Below are 16,568 nucleotides of genomic sequence, written 5' to 3' on the forward strand. Positions count from 1 at the left end.
CAGTTCTCAATGCGCCAGCGACTTGATCGCCGGATAGGTCGCGCGATAGCGCTTGTATGCATCTTCATAAGCGCCGCTGAGTGCGGCAATCGGCTCGATCGTGCCGGCCGTGACCGGCGGCGTGCAGACGGCGACCGGATCGGCGCCTGTCGCTGCAATCAGGCCAAGGCGGGCAGCGCCGAAGGCCGCGCCGAAATCGCCGTCTGCCGGCAGGTCGACGGGAACGCCGAGCGCGGTCGCGATCGAAGCCAGCCAATAGCGAGAACGCGAACCACCGCCGATCGCCGTGACGCGGGAAATATCCGTGCCGGCCGAACGCAGCGCTTCGAGATTGTCGCGGATCGCGAAGGATACGCCTTCGAGTACCGCCTGCGTCAGCACCACACGGCTGCTTTCATGCTCGAGGCCGATAAAGGCACCCCGGATGACCGCATCATTATGCGGCGTACGCTCGCCCGATAGGTAAGGCAGGAAGGTGACACCTGTCGGTGCCTTCAGGCTGTCGCCGAGTTCGCCGGTGAGATCGGCCGCCGACTTGCCTGTAACCGAGGAATGCCAGTTGAGAGCATCGGTAGCCGACAGGATGACGCCCATCTGATGCCAGGTGTTCGGCAATGCATGGCAGAAGGCATGAACCGCGCTTTCCGGCTTGGGCAGGTAAGCGGCATTGGCGGCAAAGAGAACACCAGACGTGCCGAGCGAAACGAAGGCGGCGCCATCGCTGACCGTACCCATGCCGCAGGCCGAAGCCGCATTGTCGCCAGCACCGCCGGCAACGATGACATCGCCGGAAATGCCCCAAGCCGAGACGAACTCGGCGCGCAGCTTGCCGCCCTGCTCCGTGCCTTCGACTAGCGTCGGCATCTGCTTCTCGTCGAGATGGGTAGCCGCAAGCAGTTCGGACGACCAGGCGCGCTTGCCGGTGTCGAGCCAGGAGGTGCCGGCCGAGTCGGACATTTCCGAGATATGTTCGCCCGTCAGCCAGAGGCGCAGATAATCTTTCGGCAGCAGAACCTTGGCGACCTTGGCGAAGATCTCAGGCTCATTCTTGGCGACCCAGGCAAGCTTCGGCGCGGTGAAGCCGGGGAAAACGATATTGCCGGTCAGCTTGCGGAAACGTGGATCGGCATCGAGCGCGGCTGCCTCGATATAGGAACGCGTATCGTTCCAGAGGATGCAAGGGCGCAGCACCTTGTCCGAGGCGTCAAGCAGCGTCGCACCGTGCATCTGGCCGGAAAGCCCGATGCCCTTTACCGCGGCGAGTTCCTTCGGATGTTTGGCCTTGAGGCCGGCGACGGCCTCTTCCGTGGCGCGCACCCAATGGGCCGGCTCCTGTTCGGACCAGCCGGAATGCGGACGCGAGACATCGAGCGAACCATTGGCCGAACCGATGATCTTCTGATCGCCGTCGATCAGCATCGCCTTGACGCCCGAAGTTCCGAGATCGAGACCCAGATACATGTGGTATTTCTCCCTTTGCCGTTAAGGCAGATTGTCTTTCAGGAATATATCGAGGCGAATGCGCTCCTGCGCGTCGATGACCGCGAGGCCATCAGCCTTTGCCTTGAGAACACGTATCGCGCTGCGTACTTCATGGCCGGCATCCTGATTGAGGATTGCGTCGATAGTGCCGTCGAGAAGGGCAGCGCGCGTATGCACCGTCAATTCATGGGCAATCACTGTCAGCGCCCTGTCGACAGCCTTTTCCTTGAGCGCCCGGATCAGACCACGATTACCGGCGCCGAGACTGTAAATGCCGACGATGCCGTCGTTCTTCCCAAGCGCATCCGCAATCAGCATATGGGCAGTTTCAGGGTCATCCCGGCCTTCCAGCACCGGCAGCAGATGCAGCGCCGGAAACTCCTGCGCCGTGACAGATGCGAAACCCTCCAGGCGCTCACGATGGTCGCGCACCAGCATAGAGCCTGCAAGAACAGCGATCTCGCCTCTGGCACCGCCGAGAAAACGGCCGAGCAGGCGAGCAGCGGTGCGCCCCGCTGCGATATTGTCGACGCCGGCATAATGGTGACGCAGAGATCCCGTCAGATCGGAAACGAGGGTAACGACCGGAATGCTGTCATGGACCAGCCGGTCCACAGCCGTGCGCACATCGGGCGCGTCGGTGGCTACGAGCGCGACCCCTGAGGGCTTTTCGGCAGCGACTGTTTCCAGCTCACGAACCAGCGCCTGTGGATCAAAGGCCGGCACCTCGACGATGCGAATGTCCGTACGCTCAGCGGCCGAGCGCGCGATCGCTGCGCGGATTTCGGCATTCAAGCCGTGCATGAAGGAATTGTCGCTGGCGGGCAGGATGAAGGTCAGCGGATAGACGCGGCCCTTGGCAAGGTTTGCCGCCGCCAGGTCGCGCACATAGCCGAGATCGCGGATGGCGGTCTCCACCTTCTCCCGTGTCACATGGCGTACGCCCGGCCGTCGGTTCAGAACCCGGTCCACAGTCGCGAGACTGACACCCGCCGCAGCGGCGATATCATGAACGGTTGGCCTCATCGCTCCTCCTGGACGAGACCATTAGCGCCAATTTTGATGTACGTAAATCAAAAAATGCGTGGGTTGAAAAGCACCCGTTCAAGGGAAGCGAAACTACCCATGCAGAAAAACAGAAAGGCCCTCCGAAGAGGGCCTTTCTTGCAACGACGGCCGGAGGTCAGTGGCCGCCACCGCCTCCCCCGCCTTGCGGCGCGGGTTTCTTGATCATGAAGACGCCAAGGACCATCGCCAGGAAAAGCACCGTCAGCATTAGGAAAATGTCGCCGAACGAAAGGATCATCGCCTGTTTGGTGGCCAAGCCGACCATCTGCTTGACTGCAACATCGGCACCATCAAGACCCCAATTGTTGAAGTTTTGGGTCATGTTGTTCATCTGGTCGATCGCAGCCGTATTGCCCCAGTGCACGTTTTCGCGCAGACGCTCGTAGTGCACGTCCTGGCGGCTGGTCAGCACGGTGTTGATGACGGCAAGGCCGACGGCGCCGCCGAGGTTACGCGTCAGGTTGAAGAGGCCGGATGCGCCGCGAATACGCGCCGGCGGCAGGGTGCCGAGCGCGATATTGTTGATCGGCACCATGCACATCATCAGGCCGAAGCCGCGCAGGATCTGCGGGATGAAGAGCTCGTAGAAGTCCCAGTCCTGCGTCAGATGCGTCATGATGTAGGTGCCGGCTGCAAAGCTCACGAAGCCGATCGCCATCATGAAACGCAGGTCGAGTTTCGTCGACAGCCGGCCGGCGATCGGCGCGGTGAAGAACATCGCAAGGCCCGACACGAACATTGTCTCGCCTATCATCTGCGAATCGTAGCCGCGGATGCGGCCGAGATAGACCGGATAGATATAGGTGAGCCCGTAAAGGCCGATGCCCATGACGAAAGAGAACACCGAACCAAAGGAGAAATTGCGGTTGGAGAAGGCCGTCAGATCGACGACCGGGAATTCCACCGTGAAGGCCCGGTAGAAAAAGACGACACAGGCGACGGCGGAGGCAACGGCGCCGATGACGATGTAGCTGTCGTTGAACCAGTCGTTCGAATTGCCTTCTTCCAGCACATATTCCAGTGCGCCAAGGAAAACACCCATCGACAGCAGGCCATACCAGTCGAACTTCTTGAAGAGCGACAGTTCCGGCTTGTCGAAATCGATGAAGTTCCAGGTGACGATCGTGACGATGATACCGGGCACAATATTGACCAGGAACAGCCAGTGCCAGGAGAAGGCATGGCTAAGATAACCACCGACCGTCGGGCCGATGGTCGGCGCCAGCGTGGCGATGAGGCCAATGATCGGCGAGACGATCGCACGCTTCGACGGCGGGAAGATCGTAAACGCCGCCGCAAAGACGGAGGGGATCATGCCGCCGCCGATGAAGCCCTGGATGACACGGTAGACGATCATCTGGTCGATGTTCGTCGCGGTTGCGGCCAGGGCGCTCGCCATGGTGAAACCGGCGGCCGAAATCGCGAAGAGATACCGCGTCGAGATGATGCGCGCGAGCGTGCCCGACAGCGGGATCATGATGACTTCCGCGATCAGATAGGCCGTCTGCACCCAGCCGATTTCGTCCGAACCGGCCGAAAGTCCTGCCTGGATTTCGGCGAGCGAAGCGGAGACGATCTGGATGTCGAGGATCGACATGAACATGCCGAGCACCATCGCGAAGAAAGCGATGAGCCTTCTCGGATCCATGCGATCGGCGGCATGCGCAGGCATTGCCGGGATCGAACCTGCGGTTGCTGTCGCGCTCCCGGCCATAGGATTACCTCCGCCCCGAGAACTTACTTCACCGGCGCCGTACGGGTATCAACATCGACGACGACGCTGAGACCTGCGCGCAGGCGGCCGCTATCAAGCGCATCCTGCGGCAAGGCGATGCGAACCGGCACGCGCTGGATGATCTTGGTGAAATTGCCAGTCGCATTTTCCGGGGGAAGCATCGAGAAGACCGAGCCGGAGGCCGGCGAGATCGATTCGACGGTGCCGACGACTGGATAGTCGCTATAGGCATCGACATGGACATTGACCTTCGAGCCGGGAACGAGATGCTGGATCTGCGTTTCCTTGAAGTTGGCGTCGATGTAGAGCTGGCGTGTCGGCACGAGCGCCATCAGCCGCTGGCCAGGCGAAACGAGATCGCCTTCCTGAACCGACCGATTGCCGACGACGCCGTCATAGGGCGCCTTCAGCACGGTGAAGGAGAGATCGCGGGCAGCCTTGTCGCGCTGGATTTCCATCGTACGCACGGAGCCTTCGGCTTCCTTGCGCTGTGCCTCGAGGATGGTGATGTTGGCCTGGGCGAAAACGATGTTGGCATCGCCGCCGGCAAGATTGGCCTTGGCCTGATCGAGCGCCGTATTGGCGTCGTCAAGGTCTGCCGTGGTGCCGACCGACTTCGCCTGCAGGTCGCTCTGGCGCTTCTGCTTGATTTCCGCGCCGCGCACGGTGGCTTCGAGGGCGGTCTTCTGGGCTTGGGCCTGAACGAGGCTCGCCTTCGCGCCTTCGATCTGCGCATCGATGCGGCTGAGTGAAAGCTGCTCGGTTACGATCTGGGCATTCGCCTGGTCGAGGGCGTTCTGGTAGTCGCCGTTATCAAGGGTGGCGAGAACGTCGCCTGCCTTGACCTCCTGGTTGGCGAAAACATTCACCTTCGCGACGTAACCGGTAACCTTCGGCGAGATCGTCGCGATATCACCCTCGATATAGGCGTCGTCGGTCGACACCAGAAAGCGGCCATTCGTCCACCAGTCGTAGCCGTACCAGCCAGCGCCGGCGAGAGCAGCGAGCACCACAACAGGCAACACGAAGCTGCGGCGCTTCTTCGGAGCAGCCGGTGCGACAGCAGGCGCCGACTGCGCAGGAGCCGTCTGCGGTGCCTCTGCCTTCGGGGCTTCGGCGGGGGCTACGGTTTCCGCTTTCACCTCTTCGGCGCCGGCATTTTCGCTGACGATGCGCGCGACGTTGCTCTTCTGGTTGGTCGACATAAACAGACTACCGATCTGGAGTAAAATAATCGAACTGAACGGTTCGGTTCAGTTGACTTAAAGGGTTTTTGACTTCATATCAAGATGCATAGAACCAATCGGTTCGATTTCTTTGAATGAAACCGCGAATTCGCCAAGACGGTTAAGGAGACATGACACTGAAGCCCGAGGATACCGCCGTATTCAGCCCACCCAATCCGGGAGGCCGCTTTGCTGCGGGTGAAGATCCGGCCAAGCGCCAGCAGATCCTTGACGGTGCCCGGAGCGTGTTCATGAAGATGGGCTTCGACGCGGCCAGTATGAACGATGTGACGCGCGAGGCCGGCGTTTCCAAGGGAACGCTCTATGTCTACTTCGCCAACAAGGAAGAACTCTTCCACGCCATGGTCGAGACCGAGCGCGCCGCCTTCGTGGCAGCCGTGCGCATGGTCCTTGCCGAGCATGACGATGTCGAGGCCGGCCTGTACGAATTCGGGATAACCTTCGTCACGCATATGACCGAAGACAAGGTCATCGACGCCATGCGCACCGTGCTCGGCGTGCGTGAGCGGATGCCCCTTCTCTGTCAGCGATTCTTCAAGGGTCCGCAGAACCTGCGCACCATCATGCACGACTTCCTGGAGCGGCACGTGCAGGCCGGCACCCTGAAGATCGACGATATCGATCTCGCCGCCGGGCAGTTCCTCGATCTTGCGAGCGGCAGCTTCTTCAAGCTGCGCCTGTTCGGCAATATGGACGGACCGCCGCCGCGCAACGAGATCGAACGCGTCATTCGCGGCGCGATCCACGTCTTTATGGCCGCCTATGGCGTTCGCAAACACGAGTCTACCTGACCACATCTCCCGCCCCGACTGGTTTTCCGCCGGATTTGCGCAATAGCGATCAAATCCGGCCGCCGCATTTCCTCTAGGAATGAGACGGCAACCAGGGGAGAAGAGATGAGCGCCATCGGACGGGCGATATGGTTCATCGAGAGCCATTTCGAAACCGATATAAGCCTCGACGAGATCGCAGAAGCTGCCGGACTGTCGCGCTATCATCTCTCGCGCGTCTTTGGGCTGGTGACCGGCCATTCGATCAGCGGCTATATCCGCGCACGGCGCCTGAGTGGGGCCGCGCTATCTCTCATCTCAGGCTCATCCAGCATTCTCGAGGTTGCCCTCGGCGCGGGCTACGGCTCGCACGAGGCTTTCACCCGTGCCTTCCGCGACCAATTCGGCACGACGCCGGAAGCGGTGCGGCGACAAGGGCACATTCGCAACCTTGCTTTGATGGAGCCTATCAGGATGAAAACCGCAAGCCTTAACGATCTCGAACCGCCGCGTTTCGAAACCCTTCAGCCGATGCTTTTTGCCGGGCTGCAGGAAACCTATGACTATGGCGGCAACGCCGCGATCCCCTCTCTCTGGCAGAAGTTCAACCAGCATTTCGGCCATATCCCGAACCAGAAGGGAAATGTCGCCTACGGCGTCTGCACCCATATCGACGGCGAGGCCGAGAAATTCCGTTACATGGCCGCCGCCGAAATAGCCAACGCCGACGACCTGCCGGAGGGCTTTGTGACATTGAAGCTGCCGCTCCAGCGCTACGCCGTCTTCTCCCATCGCGGCCACGTCTCCGGTATTCCCGCGACGATGGACCTGATCTTCGGCAACTGGTGGCCGACTTCGGGCCTCGAACATGGCAGCACGCCCGACATGTTCGAACGCTACGATGACCGCTTCGATCCCTATACGGGAATGGGGCTGACGGAAATCTGGCTGCCGATCAAGGAATAAAAGCCCGATCGTTTTCGTATACCCCCTTGCGGCGCTTGCCCGGCAGGGCCGCGACGATACATTGTCCGCGTCCGTATGTGACGCAAGGGGGAAATACGCCGATGCAGGATATCATGACGCTCATTCAGGACCCGGCTGCCTGGGTGGCGCTTGTCACGCTCGTGGTGATGGAAGTGGTTCTCGGGATCGACAACCTCATCTTCATCTCCATCCTCACCAACAAGCTGCCGCCTGAGCATCGGGAAAGGGCCCGTAAGACCGGTATCGCTCTTGCGCTCATCATGCGTCTTGCCCTGCTTGGTACCATTGCCTGGATCGTCCAGCTCACCGAGCCGCTCTTCGAGCTTTTCGGCCATGGCTTCTCTTGGAAAGATCTCATTCTCATCGCCGGCGGTCTCTTCCTCGTCTGGAAGGCCACCAAGGAAATCCACCACAATGTCGATCCGGAGGATCAGCAGGAGAATTTCATCGCAGGCGCGACAGGCACGAGCTTCGCCTCGGCGATTGGCCAGATCCTGCTTCTGGACCTCGTCTTCTCGGTGGACAGCATCATCACCGCCGTCGGCATGACCCCGCACCTGCCGATCATGGTGGTCGCCGTCGTCGCGGCCGTAACGGTCATGCTGGTTGCCGCAACGCCGCTCGCCAATTTCATCGAGCGCAACCCGACGATCGTCATGCTGGCACTCGCCTTCCTGCTGATGATCGGCACGACGCTGATCGCCGATGGCATGGGCTTCCATGTGCCGAAGGGCTACGTCTACGCCGCCATGGCCTTCTCGGCCCTCGTCGAGGTGCTGAATATGTTCGCAAGGAACGCACGCCGGCGAAAGCGCGAAGGCGGCCACTAAGACCGCTATCTATCTCAGACCCAACTATTATCCCCGCCTTACCGGGTAAGGCGGGGTTCTTCCGAGAGCCGGAGGTTTGATGAAACCCTGCTTCATGTCGTCGCCGGGCTTCACCTCAAAGAACAGATGCCCGAAGCGGCCGCCCGGAGAGGCCGGAACACGCCCGCCAAAAGCGGTTTTTCTTGACGCGCCCTTTTGAATATGGCCTAAGCGCAACCATCAGGATAATCGGTGGATTGTGTGGGCAGACGCCCTTCTCCAGCCGGTTTCCGAAAGATATCTGCATTTTCCAGGCCGGACGTCGCTTTCATTGAAAAGCCGCTCGGCATTCATTGACGGGCACATAAAAATGACAGCTTCCGGCGTCCGCGTCCGCATCGCTCCCTCGCCGACCGGCGAGCCGCATGTCGGCACCGCTTACATCGCTCTCTTCAACTATCTCTTTGCCAAGAAGCACGGCGGCGAGTTCATTCTGCGCATCGAGGATACCGATGCGACGCGCTCGACCCCGGAATTCGAGACCAAAGTGCTGGATGCGCTGAGATGGTGTGGGCTGGAATGGAAGGAAGGCCCTGACATCGGCGGCCCCTACGGCCCCTATCGCCAGTCCGACCGCAAGGACATGTATCAGCCCTATGCCCAGGAGCTGCTGGACAAGGGCCATGCCTTCCGCTGTTTCTGCACGCCCGAGCGGCTGGAGCAGATGCGCGAAGGCCAGCGTGCCGCCGGCAAGCCGCCGAAATATGACGGCCTCTGCCTGACGTTGAAGGCCGAAGAAGTCACTTCGCGCATGGCCGACGGCGAAACCACCGTCATCCGCATGAAGATCCCGACCGAAGGCTCGTGCGACTTTACCGACGGCGTCTATGGCGATGTGTCGATACCCTGGGATTCCGTCGACATGCAGGTCCTCATCAAGGCCGATGGCATGCCGACCTATCATATGGCCAACGTCATCGACGACCATCTGATGAAGATCACCCATGTCGCACGCGGCGAGGAATGGCTCGCCTCCGTGCCGAAGCACATTCTGCTGTACCGCTATTTCGGCTGGGACCAGCCGGTCTTCATGCATCTGTCGCTGATGCGCAATGCCGACAAGTCGAAGCTGTCGAAGCGCAAGAACCCGACCTCGATCTCCTATTACTCCGCGCTCGGCTATATCCCCGAAGCGCTGATGAACTTCCTCGGCCTGTTCTTCATCCAGATTTCCGAAGGCGAAGAGCTGCTGACGATGGATGAGCTGTCGGAAAAGTTCGACCCGGAAAACCTGTCCAAGGCCGGTGCGATCTTCGACATCCAGAAGCTCGACTGGCTGAACGGCCGCTGGATCCGCGAGAAGCTGTCGGAAGAAGACTTCCGCGATCGCGTACTGACATGGGCGATGGAAAACGATCGCCTGATGGCTGGCTTGCGCCTGTCGCAGACTCGCATTTCCAAGCTCGGCGAACTGCCCGATCTCGCGGGCTTCCTGCTGAAGTCCGATCTCGGCCTGCAGCCCTCCGACTTCGCCAAGATCAAATCGCCGCCGGAAGAGATCCTTGAGATCCTCAACACCGTCCAGCCGGATCTCGAAAAGATCCTGGAATGGAACGTCGAGACGATCGAGGCCGAACTGCGCGCCATCGCCGACCGCATGGGCAAGAAGCTGAAGGTCATCGTCGCGCCGCTCTTCGTCGCCGTCTCCGGCTCGTCGCGCTCGCTGCCGCTTTTCGATTCCATGGCGATCCTCGGCCGCTCGGTCGTGCGCCAGCGCCTGAAGCTCGCCTCGCAGGCAGTCGCCGCCCTCGTCGGCTCGAAGTAAGAACAGTCAGAGGATTTCGACAATGGCTGACAACAAGACCGAAAACACCCTATCTTCCGACGCAACGGAGGTACGCGCCCAGAAGCTGAAGCTGCTGCGCGAGCAGATCGGCGACGTCTATCCGGCGCATTTCCACCGCACGCTGACCAATGCCGAACTGGCTGCGAAATACGAAGGCCTGGAACCTGATGTCGAGACACAGGATGTCGTGACCGTCGCCGGCCGCGTCTACTCGTCGCGCAACTCCGGCATGTTCATGGATATCCATGACGCCGGCGGCAAGATCCAGATTTTCAGCCACAAGGACACGACCCCGGAAGAAGCCCGTGCGCTCCTGCCGATGATCGATATCGGCGATATTATCGGGGTCACCGGCGTCGTACGTCGCACCAAGCGCGGTGAACTGACGATCAACGCCCAGAAGATAGAGATGCTCACCAAGTCGCTGCTGCCGATGCCCGAAAAGTGGCACGGCCTCTCCGACATCGAGCTACGCTATCGCAAGCGCCACCTCGATATCATGACCAACGAGGAATCGAAGCTGCGCTTCCAGCAGCGCTCGAAGATCCTCTCCGGCATCCGTCGCTTCATGGAAGATGACGGCTTCATGGAAGTCGAGACGCCGATGCTGCATTCGGTCTACGGTGGTGCCACCGCCGAGCCGTTCAAGACGCATCACAACACGCTGAAGCTCGACATGTACCTGCGCATCGCGCCGGAACTGTTCCTGAAGCGCACGCTGGTTTCGGGCCTCACCGACAAGGTCTTCGAGATCAACCGCAACTTCCGCAACGAAGGCGTCTCCACCCGGCACAATCCGGAATTCACCATGATGGAGTGCTACTGGGCTTATGCCGACTACGAGGACATCATGGACCTCGTCGAGCGGCTGTTCGAGAGCCTGGCGCTCTCCATCCACGGCACGACGGAATTCCCCTTCGGCGACAAGACCATGTCCTTCAAGGGTCCGTTCAAGCGCGTTCCGATGCCGGACGCCGTCAAGGAAGTCACCGGTATCGACTTCCTCGCAATGAAGACCGACGAGGAAGCCCGCACGGCTGCCAAGGCTGCTGGCTTCGAAGTCGAGAAGGACTGGACCTGGGGCGAGTGCCTCGCCTTCATCTTCGAAGAGAAGGTCGAGCAGACGCTGATCCAGCCCTCGCACGTCACGCATTTCCCGAAGGACATCTCACCCTTCGCCAAGGAAGTGCCGGGCGAGCCGCGCCTCGTCGAACGTTTCGAGACCTATTGCAACGCCTGGGAACTCGGCAATGCCTTCTCCGAACTCAACGATCCGGAAGAGCAGCGCCGCCGCATGGTCGAACAGCTCGAGCAGGCCCATGCCCGCGGCGAGAAGGAAAAGCAGCTGGATGAGGAATTCCTCGATGCGATCGACCAGGGCATGCCGCCCGCAGGCGGTCTCGGCATCGGCGTCGACCGCCTGATCATGCTGCTGACCAACGCACCATCGATCCGCGACGTCATTCTCTTCCCGGCTCGCCGTAACAAGGCCGACTGAGAGACGCATTCTTTCAATTAAAAACGGAGCGCCCGAAAGGACACTCCGTTTTCTTTTGAGATCTTTCCCTCAGATCATGTAGCCGCCAGCGACTTCAATCGTCTGCGCATTGATCCACGCGCCATCGTCGGAGGCGAGCACGGCTATGACCCGGCCAACGTCGTCGGCTTCCCCGATACGGCCAAGTGCCGTCTGTGAAGCGAGCAATGCGGCAAATTCCGGGTTCTTGTCCAGCGCAGCATCAGCGAGATTGGTACGGATAGGGCCGGGCGAGATGGCGTTGGCGCGGATTCTGCGGTCGCCGAATTCCTTCGCCTGGTAGCGGGTCAGCGTCTCAAGTCCGGACTTGAGGGCTGCATAAGGCGCAACACCGGCCGTTGCGACGCGAACGGAAGCACTCGTCACGTTCAGGATCACGCCGCCATCCGCCATCAGCGGCAAGAGCGCCTGTGTCAGGAAGAACGGTCCCTTCAGATGGACGTTCATGAGAGCGTCGAACTGCTCCGTCGTCACCGTCTCCATCAGGTTGAACATGCCGAACCCGGCATTGTTGACAAGGCAGTCGAAATCGCTGCGACCCCAATAAGTGGAAAGCAGCCTTTTGACCTCTTCCGTGAAGACCTGGAAGCTGTCGGCATCGCCGACATCGAGGGCAAGCGCCACGGCTCGGCCGCCTGCCTCCCTGATCTCGGCAACGACCTCGTCTGCACCGGGCTTGTGGCTGTTGTAGGTGAGGATGACGCCCATGCCGCGCCTTGCGCATTCCTGCGCCGCCGACCGGCCAATGCCGCGGCTGCCACCGGTGATGATTGCGATTTTCATCTCTGTCTCCTTTGCTTCGACGGCCGAAAGCTATGGTAAACGGCCGATCGGCTCTCCGCCGGAAACTGCCTCGTTCTTGCCTATTCCTGCTTTTGCCTTGTGCGCGTTCACTTCCTGGTTCAGGATTTGGTCATGCACACAATACTCGACGAGATGCGCCGCTTGACGGCCCATGCCGAAAACCGCCCGACGGAAACCGGCATACCTGGTATCCTGATGGTCAAGGGAGAGATACCCCAACACAAGCTCGGCGCCGTCTATGAGCCGATGGTCAACCTGATCCTCGATGGCAGCAAGACGCTGACAATCGCCGGGCGCGACTATTATTATGATCCAGCCAGCTATTTCGTGATCTCGGTCGACATACCGGCGACCGGCGTAGTGCGGCAGACGGCCCCCGACCGGCCCTATATCGGCGTCAGCTTGTCGCTCGATCCGGCACGGGTCGCAGCCCTTCTCATGGATCTTTCACCGCAATCCTATCTAGACGGACAGAGCGGCTATTCCGTCTGCCGCATGACGCCGGAACTCCTGAATGCATGGCTGCGAATGCTGCAGCTCATGGAGCGCCCGCAGGATATCCCGGCGCTTGCCCCTGCCTATGAGCGTGAGATCCTCTACCGTGTGCTGCAGGGACCGCAGGGCTGGATGCTGCGCGATATTGCGGCGCCTGACAGCGCGCTGTCGCGGATAAGGCTCGCCATCCGCTGGGTTCGCGAACATTACGCCGAAGCGGTCGAGGTCGAAAAACTCGCCACCCTCGCCTCCATGAGCGTCTCGGCCTTTCATCGCCATTTCAAGGCCGTGACGGCGATGAGCCCGATCCAATTCCAGAAGCGCATCCGTCTGCTGCAGGCCCGCCAGCTTCTGATTGCTCAATCTGGAAATGCTTCCTCGGTCGCCTATACCGTAGGCTACGAAAGCGCTTCGCAATTCACCCGGGAGTATGCGCGTTTCTTCGGCCAGCCGCCGGGACGCGATGTATCCTTGATAAGGGAAAGCATCAGGCCGGCGGCCTGACCGTTTCGGGCCTAGTGCCCGCTTTTGGCAGGCGCTTCCTCTGCAGGAGCAGCTTCTGAGGGAGTAGCAGCATCCTTGGCAGCCTGCTCTTCAGCGGACGGTTCCTTGGCCTCCTGTGCTGCAGCCTTGCTCTCTTTCTTGGTCGAGGCAACCGCAACCGGATCGATGCAATCGGCGGGATCCTTGAGACTCGCGTTCAGTGCTGCGATCTGGTCGTCCGGCAGGTCGATGCGCTCGCCATAGAAGAGGCCCTGCTCGCTTGCCTCGCCGTCGTAATAACGGGCCGAATAGGGCTTGTCATCAAGCCCATCGACCATCTTGTCTGGATGCGCGATATAGACGACGTCGGCGCCGATCGCCCGGCCGCGAATATCCGAGCGCAGGGTGGGACCATTCTCGTCGAGGACGACGACCTGCACGAGGTCGGGCTTCTGGGCTTCATAGACGGCCTGGGCGACTCGCAACGCCGTCTTGATGCGCGTCATGCCGTCAACAGGTTCGGTCTTGATATATTTGCGGACCCAGACGTGATCCTGCTTCTTGATCGTCACTAGATTGACGTCGGTGCAGGCTACGCCATCGGCCGATTCCTCGTCACCGAGCAGCCTGTCTTTACCGACATAGATCGCAGCACCGCCGGAAACGCCCGCTAACAGGGCGCTGCCACCGATGATCAAAGCCAATTTCCGGGAAGGCCGGAATATGCGCAGTAAGGCCTTCACGCCAACTGCTCCGCCATCTGAAAACTCCAACGCAATACAAGTGACTGTGAAGCTAGGGAAATGACGTTTCCGAATCTTTAAGTGGACCGTCCGACTTTGTCTCGAATTGAATAAATACCAAAAAAGGTCCAACCAATCCCAAGCTTGCCAGATCGATCAAGCACATGCTCTAAAATGACATGGCCTTCACGCTTCGCCAGATTCAATATTTCGTCGCCGTCGCCGAACAGGGCTCGGTCACCCGCGCCGCGCAGAACCTTTCCATCTCCCAATCCTCGATCACCGAGGCGCTAAAGGAACTGGAAAACGATCTTGGCGTCGTACTGTTCGAGCGTCACCCGCGCGGGCTCTCGATCACCCATAATGGCCACCAGTTCCTGCGGCATGCCACGAAAATCCTGGCGACCGTCTCGGATGCCCGCACCAGCTTTTCCGGCCAGCAGAACGTCCCCACCGGCACGCTCAACCTCGGCGTCACCTCCCTCGTCGCGGGTTATGTGCTCTCGGACCTGCTGGCCCGCTATCGCCGCGCCTGCCCGGGTGTGGAGGTCAGCGCCATCGAAGACAATGGCAGTTACGTTGAACATCTGCTGGTCGGTGGCGAACTGGATGTCGCCGTCATGGTGATTTCAAATCTGCGTGATCGCATGGCTCTCCAAGCCGAAATCCTGGAAACCTCACCCTATCGCCTCTGGCTGCCGATGGGTCATCCGCTGGTTTCGGCCGATATCATCTCCGTTGCCGACATCGCCCGCGAGCCGCTGATCATGTTGACGGTGGACGAAATCGAGGAGAATACCGGCAAGCTGCTGACAGCGCTCGGCGCCCGCCCCCACGTCGCCTTCCGGACCCGCTCGGTGGAAGCCGTACGCAGCCTGGTCGCAACGGGTGCGGGGGTGGCGCTGCTCCCCGATCTCGTCTATCGCCCATGGTCGCTGGAAGGAGACCGCATCGAGAGCCGCGATGTTTCCGGCTCCCTTCCCGTCGTTCAGGTCGGCATGGTCTGGCGCAAGGGCTCCAGCCTGCCGCAAGCGGCCCGCGATTTTGTCGCCATCGCGGAGAACATGCGGTCGGGAAGATCTCGTTAGATATCGGAATTTCCGATATCGGCTTTCTGATAAATGAATTTGCGAAACCGGTCTTTCCGCGTCACCTTTTCCTCCGGGAACAGAACGCCGCAAAAGCGGCACCGAACCGGGAGACAGACGATGAAGCATCTTCTGAAATCGTGCACTGCTGCGCTCGCGAGCCTGAGCTTTGCAACACAGGTTGTCGCTGCCGAACCGCTGAAGGAATTGGGCAAGGGAGAAGGCGCGGTCAGCATCGTCGCCTGGGCCGGCTATATCGAGCGCGGCGAGACCGACAAGAATTACGACTGGGTCACCGACTTCGAGAAGGAAACAGGCTGCAAGGTTTCCGTAAAGACCGCCGCCACCTCGGATGAAATGGTGGCGCTAATGAACGAAGGCGGTTTCGACCTCGTCACGGCATCGGGCGACGCATCACTGCGTCTCGTCGCGGGAAAACGCGTCCAGCCCATCAACACCGATCTCATCCCGAGCTTCAAGACAGTCGACGAGCGCCTTCAGAACGCGCCCTGGAATACGGTAAACAACGTCCATTACGGCGTGCCCTACCTCTGGGGACCGAACGTGCTGATGTACAATACCGACACCTTCAAGGATAAGGCGCCGACGAGCTGGAATATCGTCTTCGACGAACAGAACCTGCCGGACGGCAAGTCCAACAAGGGCCGCGTCCAGGCCTATGACGGCCCGATCTACATCGCCGATGCGGCCATGTATCTGATGGCGCACAAGCCCGATCTCGGCATCAAGGACCCTTACGAACTCAACGAAGATCAGTACAAGGCTGCACTCGACCTGCTCCGCGGCCAGCGCAAGCTCGTTTCCCGCTATTGGCATGACGCGATGATACAGGTCGACGACTTCAAGAATGAAGGTGTCGTCGCCTCCGGCTCCTGGCCGTTCCAGGTCAACCTGCTGCAGGCCGACAAGCAGAAGATCGCCTCCACCTTCCCTGAGGAAGGTGTGACCGGCTGGGCCGATACGACCATGCTGCACGTCGACAGCGAACATCCGAACTGCGCCTATATGTGGATGGAGCATTCGCTGAAGGCCAAGGTCCAGGGTGATGCCGCCGCCTGGTTCGGCGCCGTGCCGTCGGTTCCGGCTGCCTGCAAGGGCAACGAGCTGCTGACCGACGCCGGATGCAACACCAACGGCTATGATCACTTCGACAAGATCAAGTTCTGGAAGACGCCGGTCGCCAAATGCGCAAGCGAGAGCGAATGCGTACCCTATCACCGTTGGGTGTCGGACTATATCGGCGTGATTGGCGGGCGGTAAGGCCCCAGCCATTCCTTCCCTTCCCCCATCCCTCTCATCAGGGGAATGGGCCAGAGGGGCACCGCCGCATTCCTGCAGAAACGCCGAAGGGTTTAGGTGTGGGCGTAGCAGGGTAAGCCCCTCCCCCTCGTGGGGAGGGGTTTGGGGCGGGGTTTTCAAACCTCAGCCCTCTCGTGAACATGCAATACCGGAG

The 16,568-nt window shown here is 60.4% G+C and carries 14 protein-coding genes; 8 read left to right on the top strand and 6 right to left on the bottom strand.

Annotated elements, in window-relative coordinates; all coding sequences use genetic code 11:
- Window positions 1–6: 6 nt before the first annotated feature.
- The 4 genes from xylB to AC1DUP_RS11435 form a co-directional block, all read right to left on the bottom strand.
- A complete protein-coding gene (gene xylB, locus AC1DUP_RS11420; protein WP_477832699.1) occupies window positions 7–1,461 on the bottom strand; it encodes a xylulokinase in 1,455 nt (484 codons plus the stop codon).
- A gap of 21 nt (window positions 1,462–1,482) precedes the next feature.
- On the bottom strand, window positions 1,483–2,508 hold the full coding sequence (locus AC1DUP_RS11425) for a LacI family DNA-binding transcriptional regulator (RefSeq protein WP_477832700.1): 1,026 nt from the start codon (window positions 2,506–2,508) through the stop codon (window positions 1,483–1,485).
- Window positions 2,509–2,665: 157 nt separating this feature from the next.
- Complete coding sequence (locus AC1DUP_RS11430) at window positions 2,666–4,264, bottom strand: DHA2 family efflux MFS transporter permease subunit (RefSeq protein WP_113295979.1); 1,599 nt, start codon at window positions 4,262–4,264, stop codon at window positions 2,666–2,668.
- A gap of 23 nt (window positions 4,265–4,287) precedes the next feature.
- On the bottom strand, window positions 4,288–5,490 hold the full coding sequence (locus AC1DUP_RS11435) for an HlyD family secretion protein (RefSeq protein ID WP_477832701.1): 1,203 nt from the start codon (window positions 5,488–5,490) through the stop codon (window positions 4,288–4,290).
- Window positions 5,491–5,642: 152 nt separating this feature from the next.
- Between AC1DUP_RS11435 and AC1DUP_RS11440 the strand changes: the two genes are divergently transcribed.
- The 5 genes from AC1DUP_RS11440 to lysS all read left to right on the top strand — a co-directional run bounded on the left by AC1DUP_RS11440 (window position 5,643) and on the right by lysS (window position 11,442).
- A complete protein-coding gene (locus AC1DUP_RS11440) occupies window positions 5,643–6,323 on the top strand; it encodes a TetR/AcrR family transcriptional regulator (protein ID WP_113295977.1) in 681 nt (226 codons plus the stop codon).
- 105 nt (window positions 6,324–6,428) lie between these two features.
- On the top strand, window positions 6,429–7,268 hold the full coding sequence (locus AC1DUP_RS11445) for a GyrI-like domain-containing protein (RefSeq protein WP_477832702.1): 840 nt from the start codon (window positions 6,429–6,431) through the stop codon (window positions 7,266–7,268).
- Window positions 7,269–7,369: 101 nt separating this feature from the next.
- On the top strand, window positions 7,370–8,119 hold the full coding sequence (locus AC1DUP_RS11450) for a TerC family protein (protein WP_113310370.1): 750 nt from the start codon (window positions 7,370–7,372) through the stop codon (window positions 8,117–8,119).
- 349 nt (window positions 8,120–8,468) lie between these two features.
- Window positions 8,469–9,923, top strand: a complete 1,455-nt coding sequence (gene gltX, locus AC1DUP_RS11455; protein ID WP_477832703.1) for a glutamate--tRNA ligase — start codon at window positions 8,469–8,471, stop codon at window positions 9,921–9,923.
- 22 nt (window positions 9,924–9,945) lie between these two features.
- On the top strand, window positions 9,946–11,442 hold the full coding sequence (lysS, locus tag AC1DUP_RS11460) for a lysine--tRNA ligase (protein ID WP_113310371.1): 1,497 nt from the start codon (window positions 9,946–9,948) through the stop codon (window positions 11,440–11,442).
- 69 nt (window positions 11,443–11,511) lie between these two features.
- On the opposite strand, the gene AC1DUP_RS11465 is transcribed toward lysS, so the two are convergent.
- On the bottom strand, window positions 11,512–12,264 hold the full coding sequence (locus tag AC1DUP_RS11465) for an SDR family NAD(P)-dependent oxidoreductase (protein WP_477832704.1): 753 nt from the start codon (window positions 12,262–12,264) through the stop codon (window positions 11,512–11,514).
- A gap of 132 nt (window positions 12,265–12,396) precedes the next feature.
- Between AC1DUP_RS11465 and AC1DUP_RS11470 the strand changes: the two genes are divergently transcribed.
- Window positions 12,397–13,284 carry an AraC family transcriptional regulator gene (locus AC1DUP_RS11470; protein WP_113310411.1) on the top strand — a complete coding sequence of 296 codons (888 nt, stop codon included), beginning with the start codon at window positions 12,397–12,399 and terminating at the stop codon, window positions 13,282–13,284.
- Window positions 13,285–13,295: 11 nt separating this feature from the next.
- On the opposite strand, the gene AC1DUP_RS11475 is transcribed toward AC1DUP_RS11470, so the two are convergent.
- Window positions 13,296–14,006 (bottom strand): hypothetical protein, encoded by a 711-nt coding sequence (locus tag AC1DUP_RS11475; RefSeq protein WP_113310373.1) that lies wholly within the window; start codon window positions 14,004–14,006, stop codon window positions 13,296–13,298.
- Window positions 14,007–14,185: 179 nt separating this feature from the next.
- On the opposite strand from AC1DUP_RS11475, the gene AC1DUP_RS11480 reads away from it, so the two are divergent.
- Entirely contained in the window at window positions 14,186–15,094 is a 909-nt protein-coding gene (locus AC1DUP_RS11480) for a LysR family transcriptional regulator (RefSeq protein WP_113295971.1), read from the top strand.
- A 120-nt stretch (window positions 15,095–15,214) separates the two neighbouring features.
- Window positions 15,215–16,375, top strand: coding sequence for an ABC transporter substrate-binding protein (locus AC1DUP_RS11485; RefSeq protein WP_477832705.1), 1,161 nt, complete (start codon window positions 15,215–15,217; stop codon window positions 16,373–16,375).
- Window positions 16,376–16,568: the final 193 nt, after the last annotated feature.

The organism is Rhizobium sp. 01L419 (assembly GCF_056400025.1).

Excerpts from the sequence above, each read along its gene's own strand:
- AC1DUP_RS11430 (WP_113295979.1), bottom strand. The coding sequence starts at position 4,264 with ATGGCCGGGAGCGCGACAGCAACCGCAGGTTCGATCCCGGCAATGCCT.
- AC1DUP_RS11435 (WP_477832701.1), bottom strand. The coding sequence starts at position 5,490 with ATGTCGACCAACCAGAAGAGCAACGTCGCGCGCATCGTCAGCGAAAAT.
- AC1DUP_RS11450 (WP_113310370.1), top strand. The coding sequence starts at position 7,370 with ATGCAGGATATCATGACGCTCATTCAGGACCCGGCTGCCTGGGTGGCG.
- gltX (WP_477832703.1), top strand. The coding sequence starts at position 8,469 with ATGACAGCTTCCGGCGTCCGCGTCCGCATCGCTCCCTCGCCGACCGGC.
- AC1DUP_RS11425 (WP_477832700.1), bottom strand. The coding sequence starts at position 2,508 with ATGAGGCCAACCGTTCATGATATCGCCGCTGCGGCGGGTGTCAGTCTC.
- AC1DUP_RS11470 (WP_113310411.1), top strand. The coding sequence starts at position 12,397 with ATGCACACAATACTCGACGAGATGCGCCGCTTGACGGCCCATGCCGAA.
- AC1DUP_RS11480 (WP_113295971.1), top strand. The coding sequence starts at position 14,186 with ATGGCCTTCACGCTTCGCCAGATTCAATATTTCGTCGCCGTCGCCGAA.
- xylB (WP_477832699.1), bottom strand. The coding sequence starts at position 1,461 with ATGTATCTGGGTCTCGATCTCGGAACTTCGGGCGTCAAGGCGATGCTG.
- AC1DUP_RS11440 (WP_113295977.1), top strand. The coding sequence starts at position 5,643 with ATGACACTGAAGCCCGAGGATACCGCCGTATTCAGCCCACCCAATCCG.
- AC1DUP_RS11485 (WP_477832705.1), top strand. The coding sequence starts at position 15,215 with ATGAAGCATCTTCTGAAATCGTGCACTGCTGCGCTCGCGAGCCTGAGC.
- AC1DUP_RS11465 (WP_477832704.1), bottom strand. The coding sequence starts at position 12,264 with ATGAAAATCGCAATCATCACCGGTGGCAGCCGCGGCATTGGCCGGTCG.
- lysS (WP_113310371.1), top strand. The coding sequence starts at position 9,946 with ATGGCTGACAACAAGACCGAAAACACCCTATCTTCCGACGCAACGGAG.
- AC1DUP_RS11445 (WP_477832702.1), top strand. The coding sequence starts at position 6,429 with ATGAGCGCCATCGGACGGGCGATATGGTTCATCGAGAGCCATTTCGAA.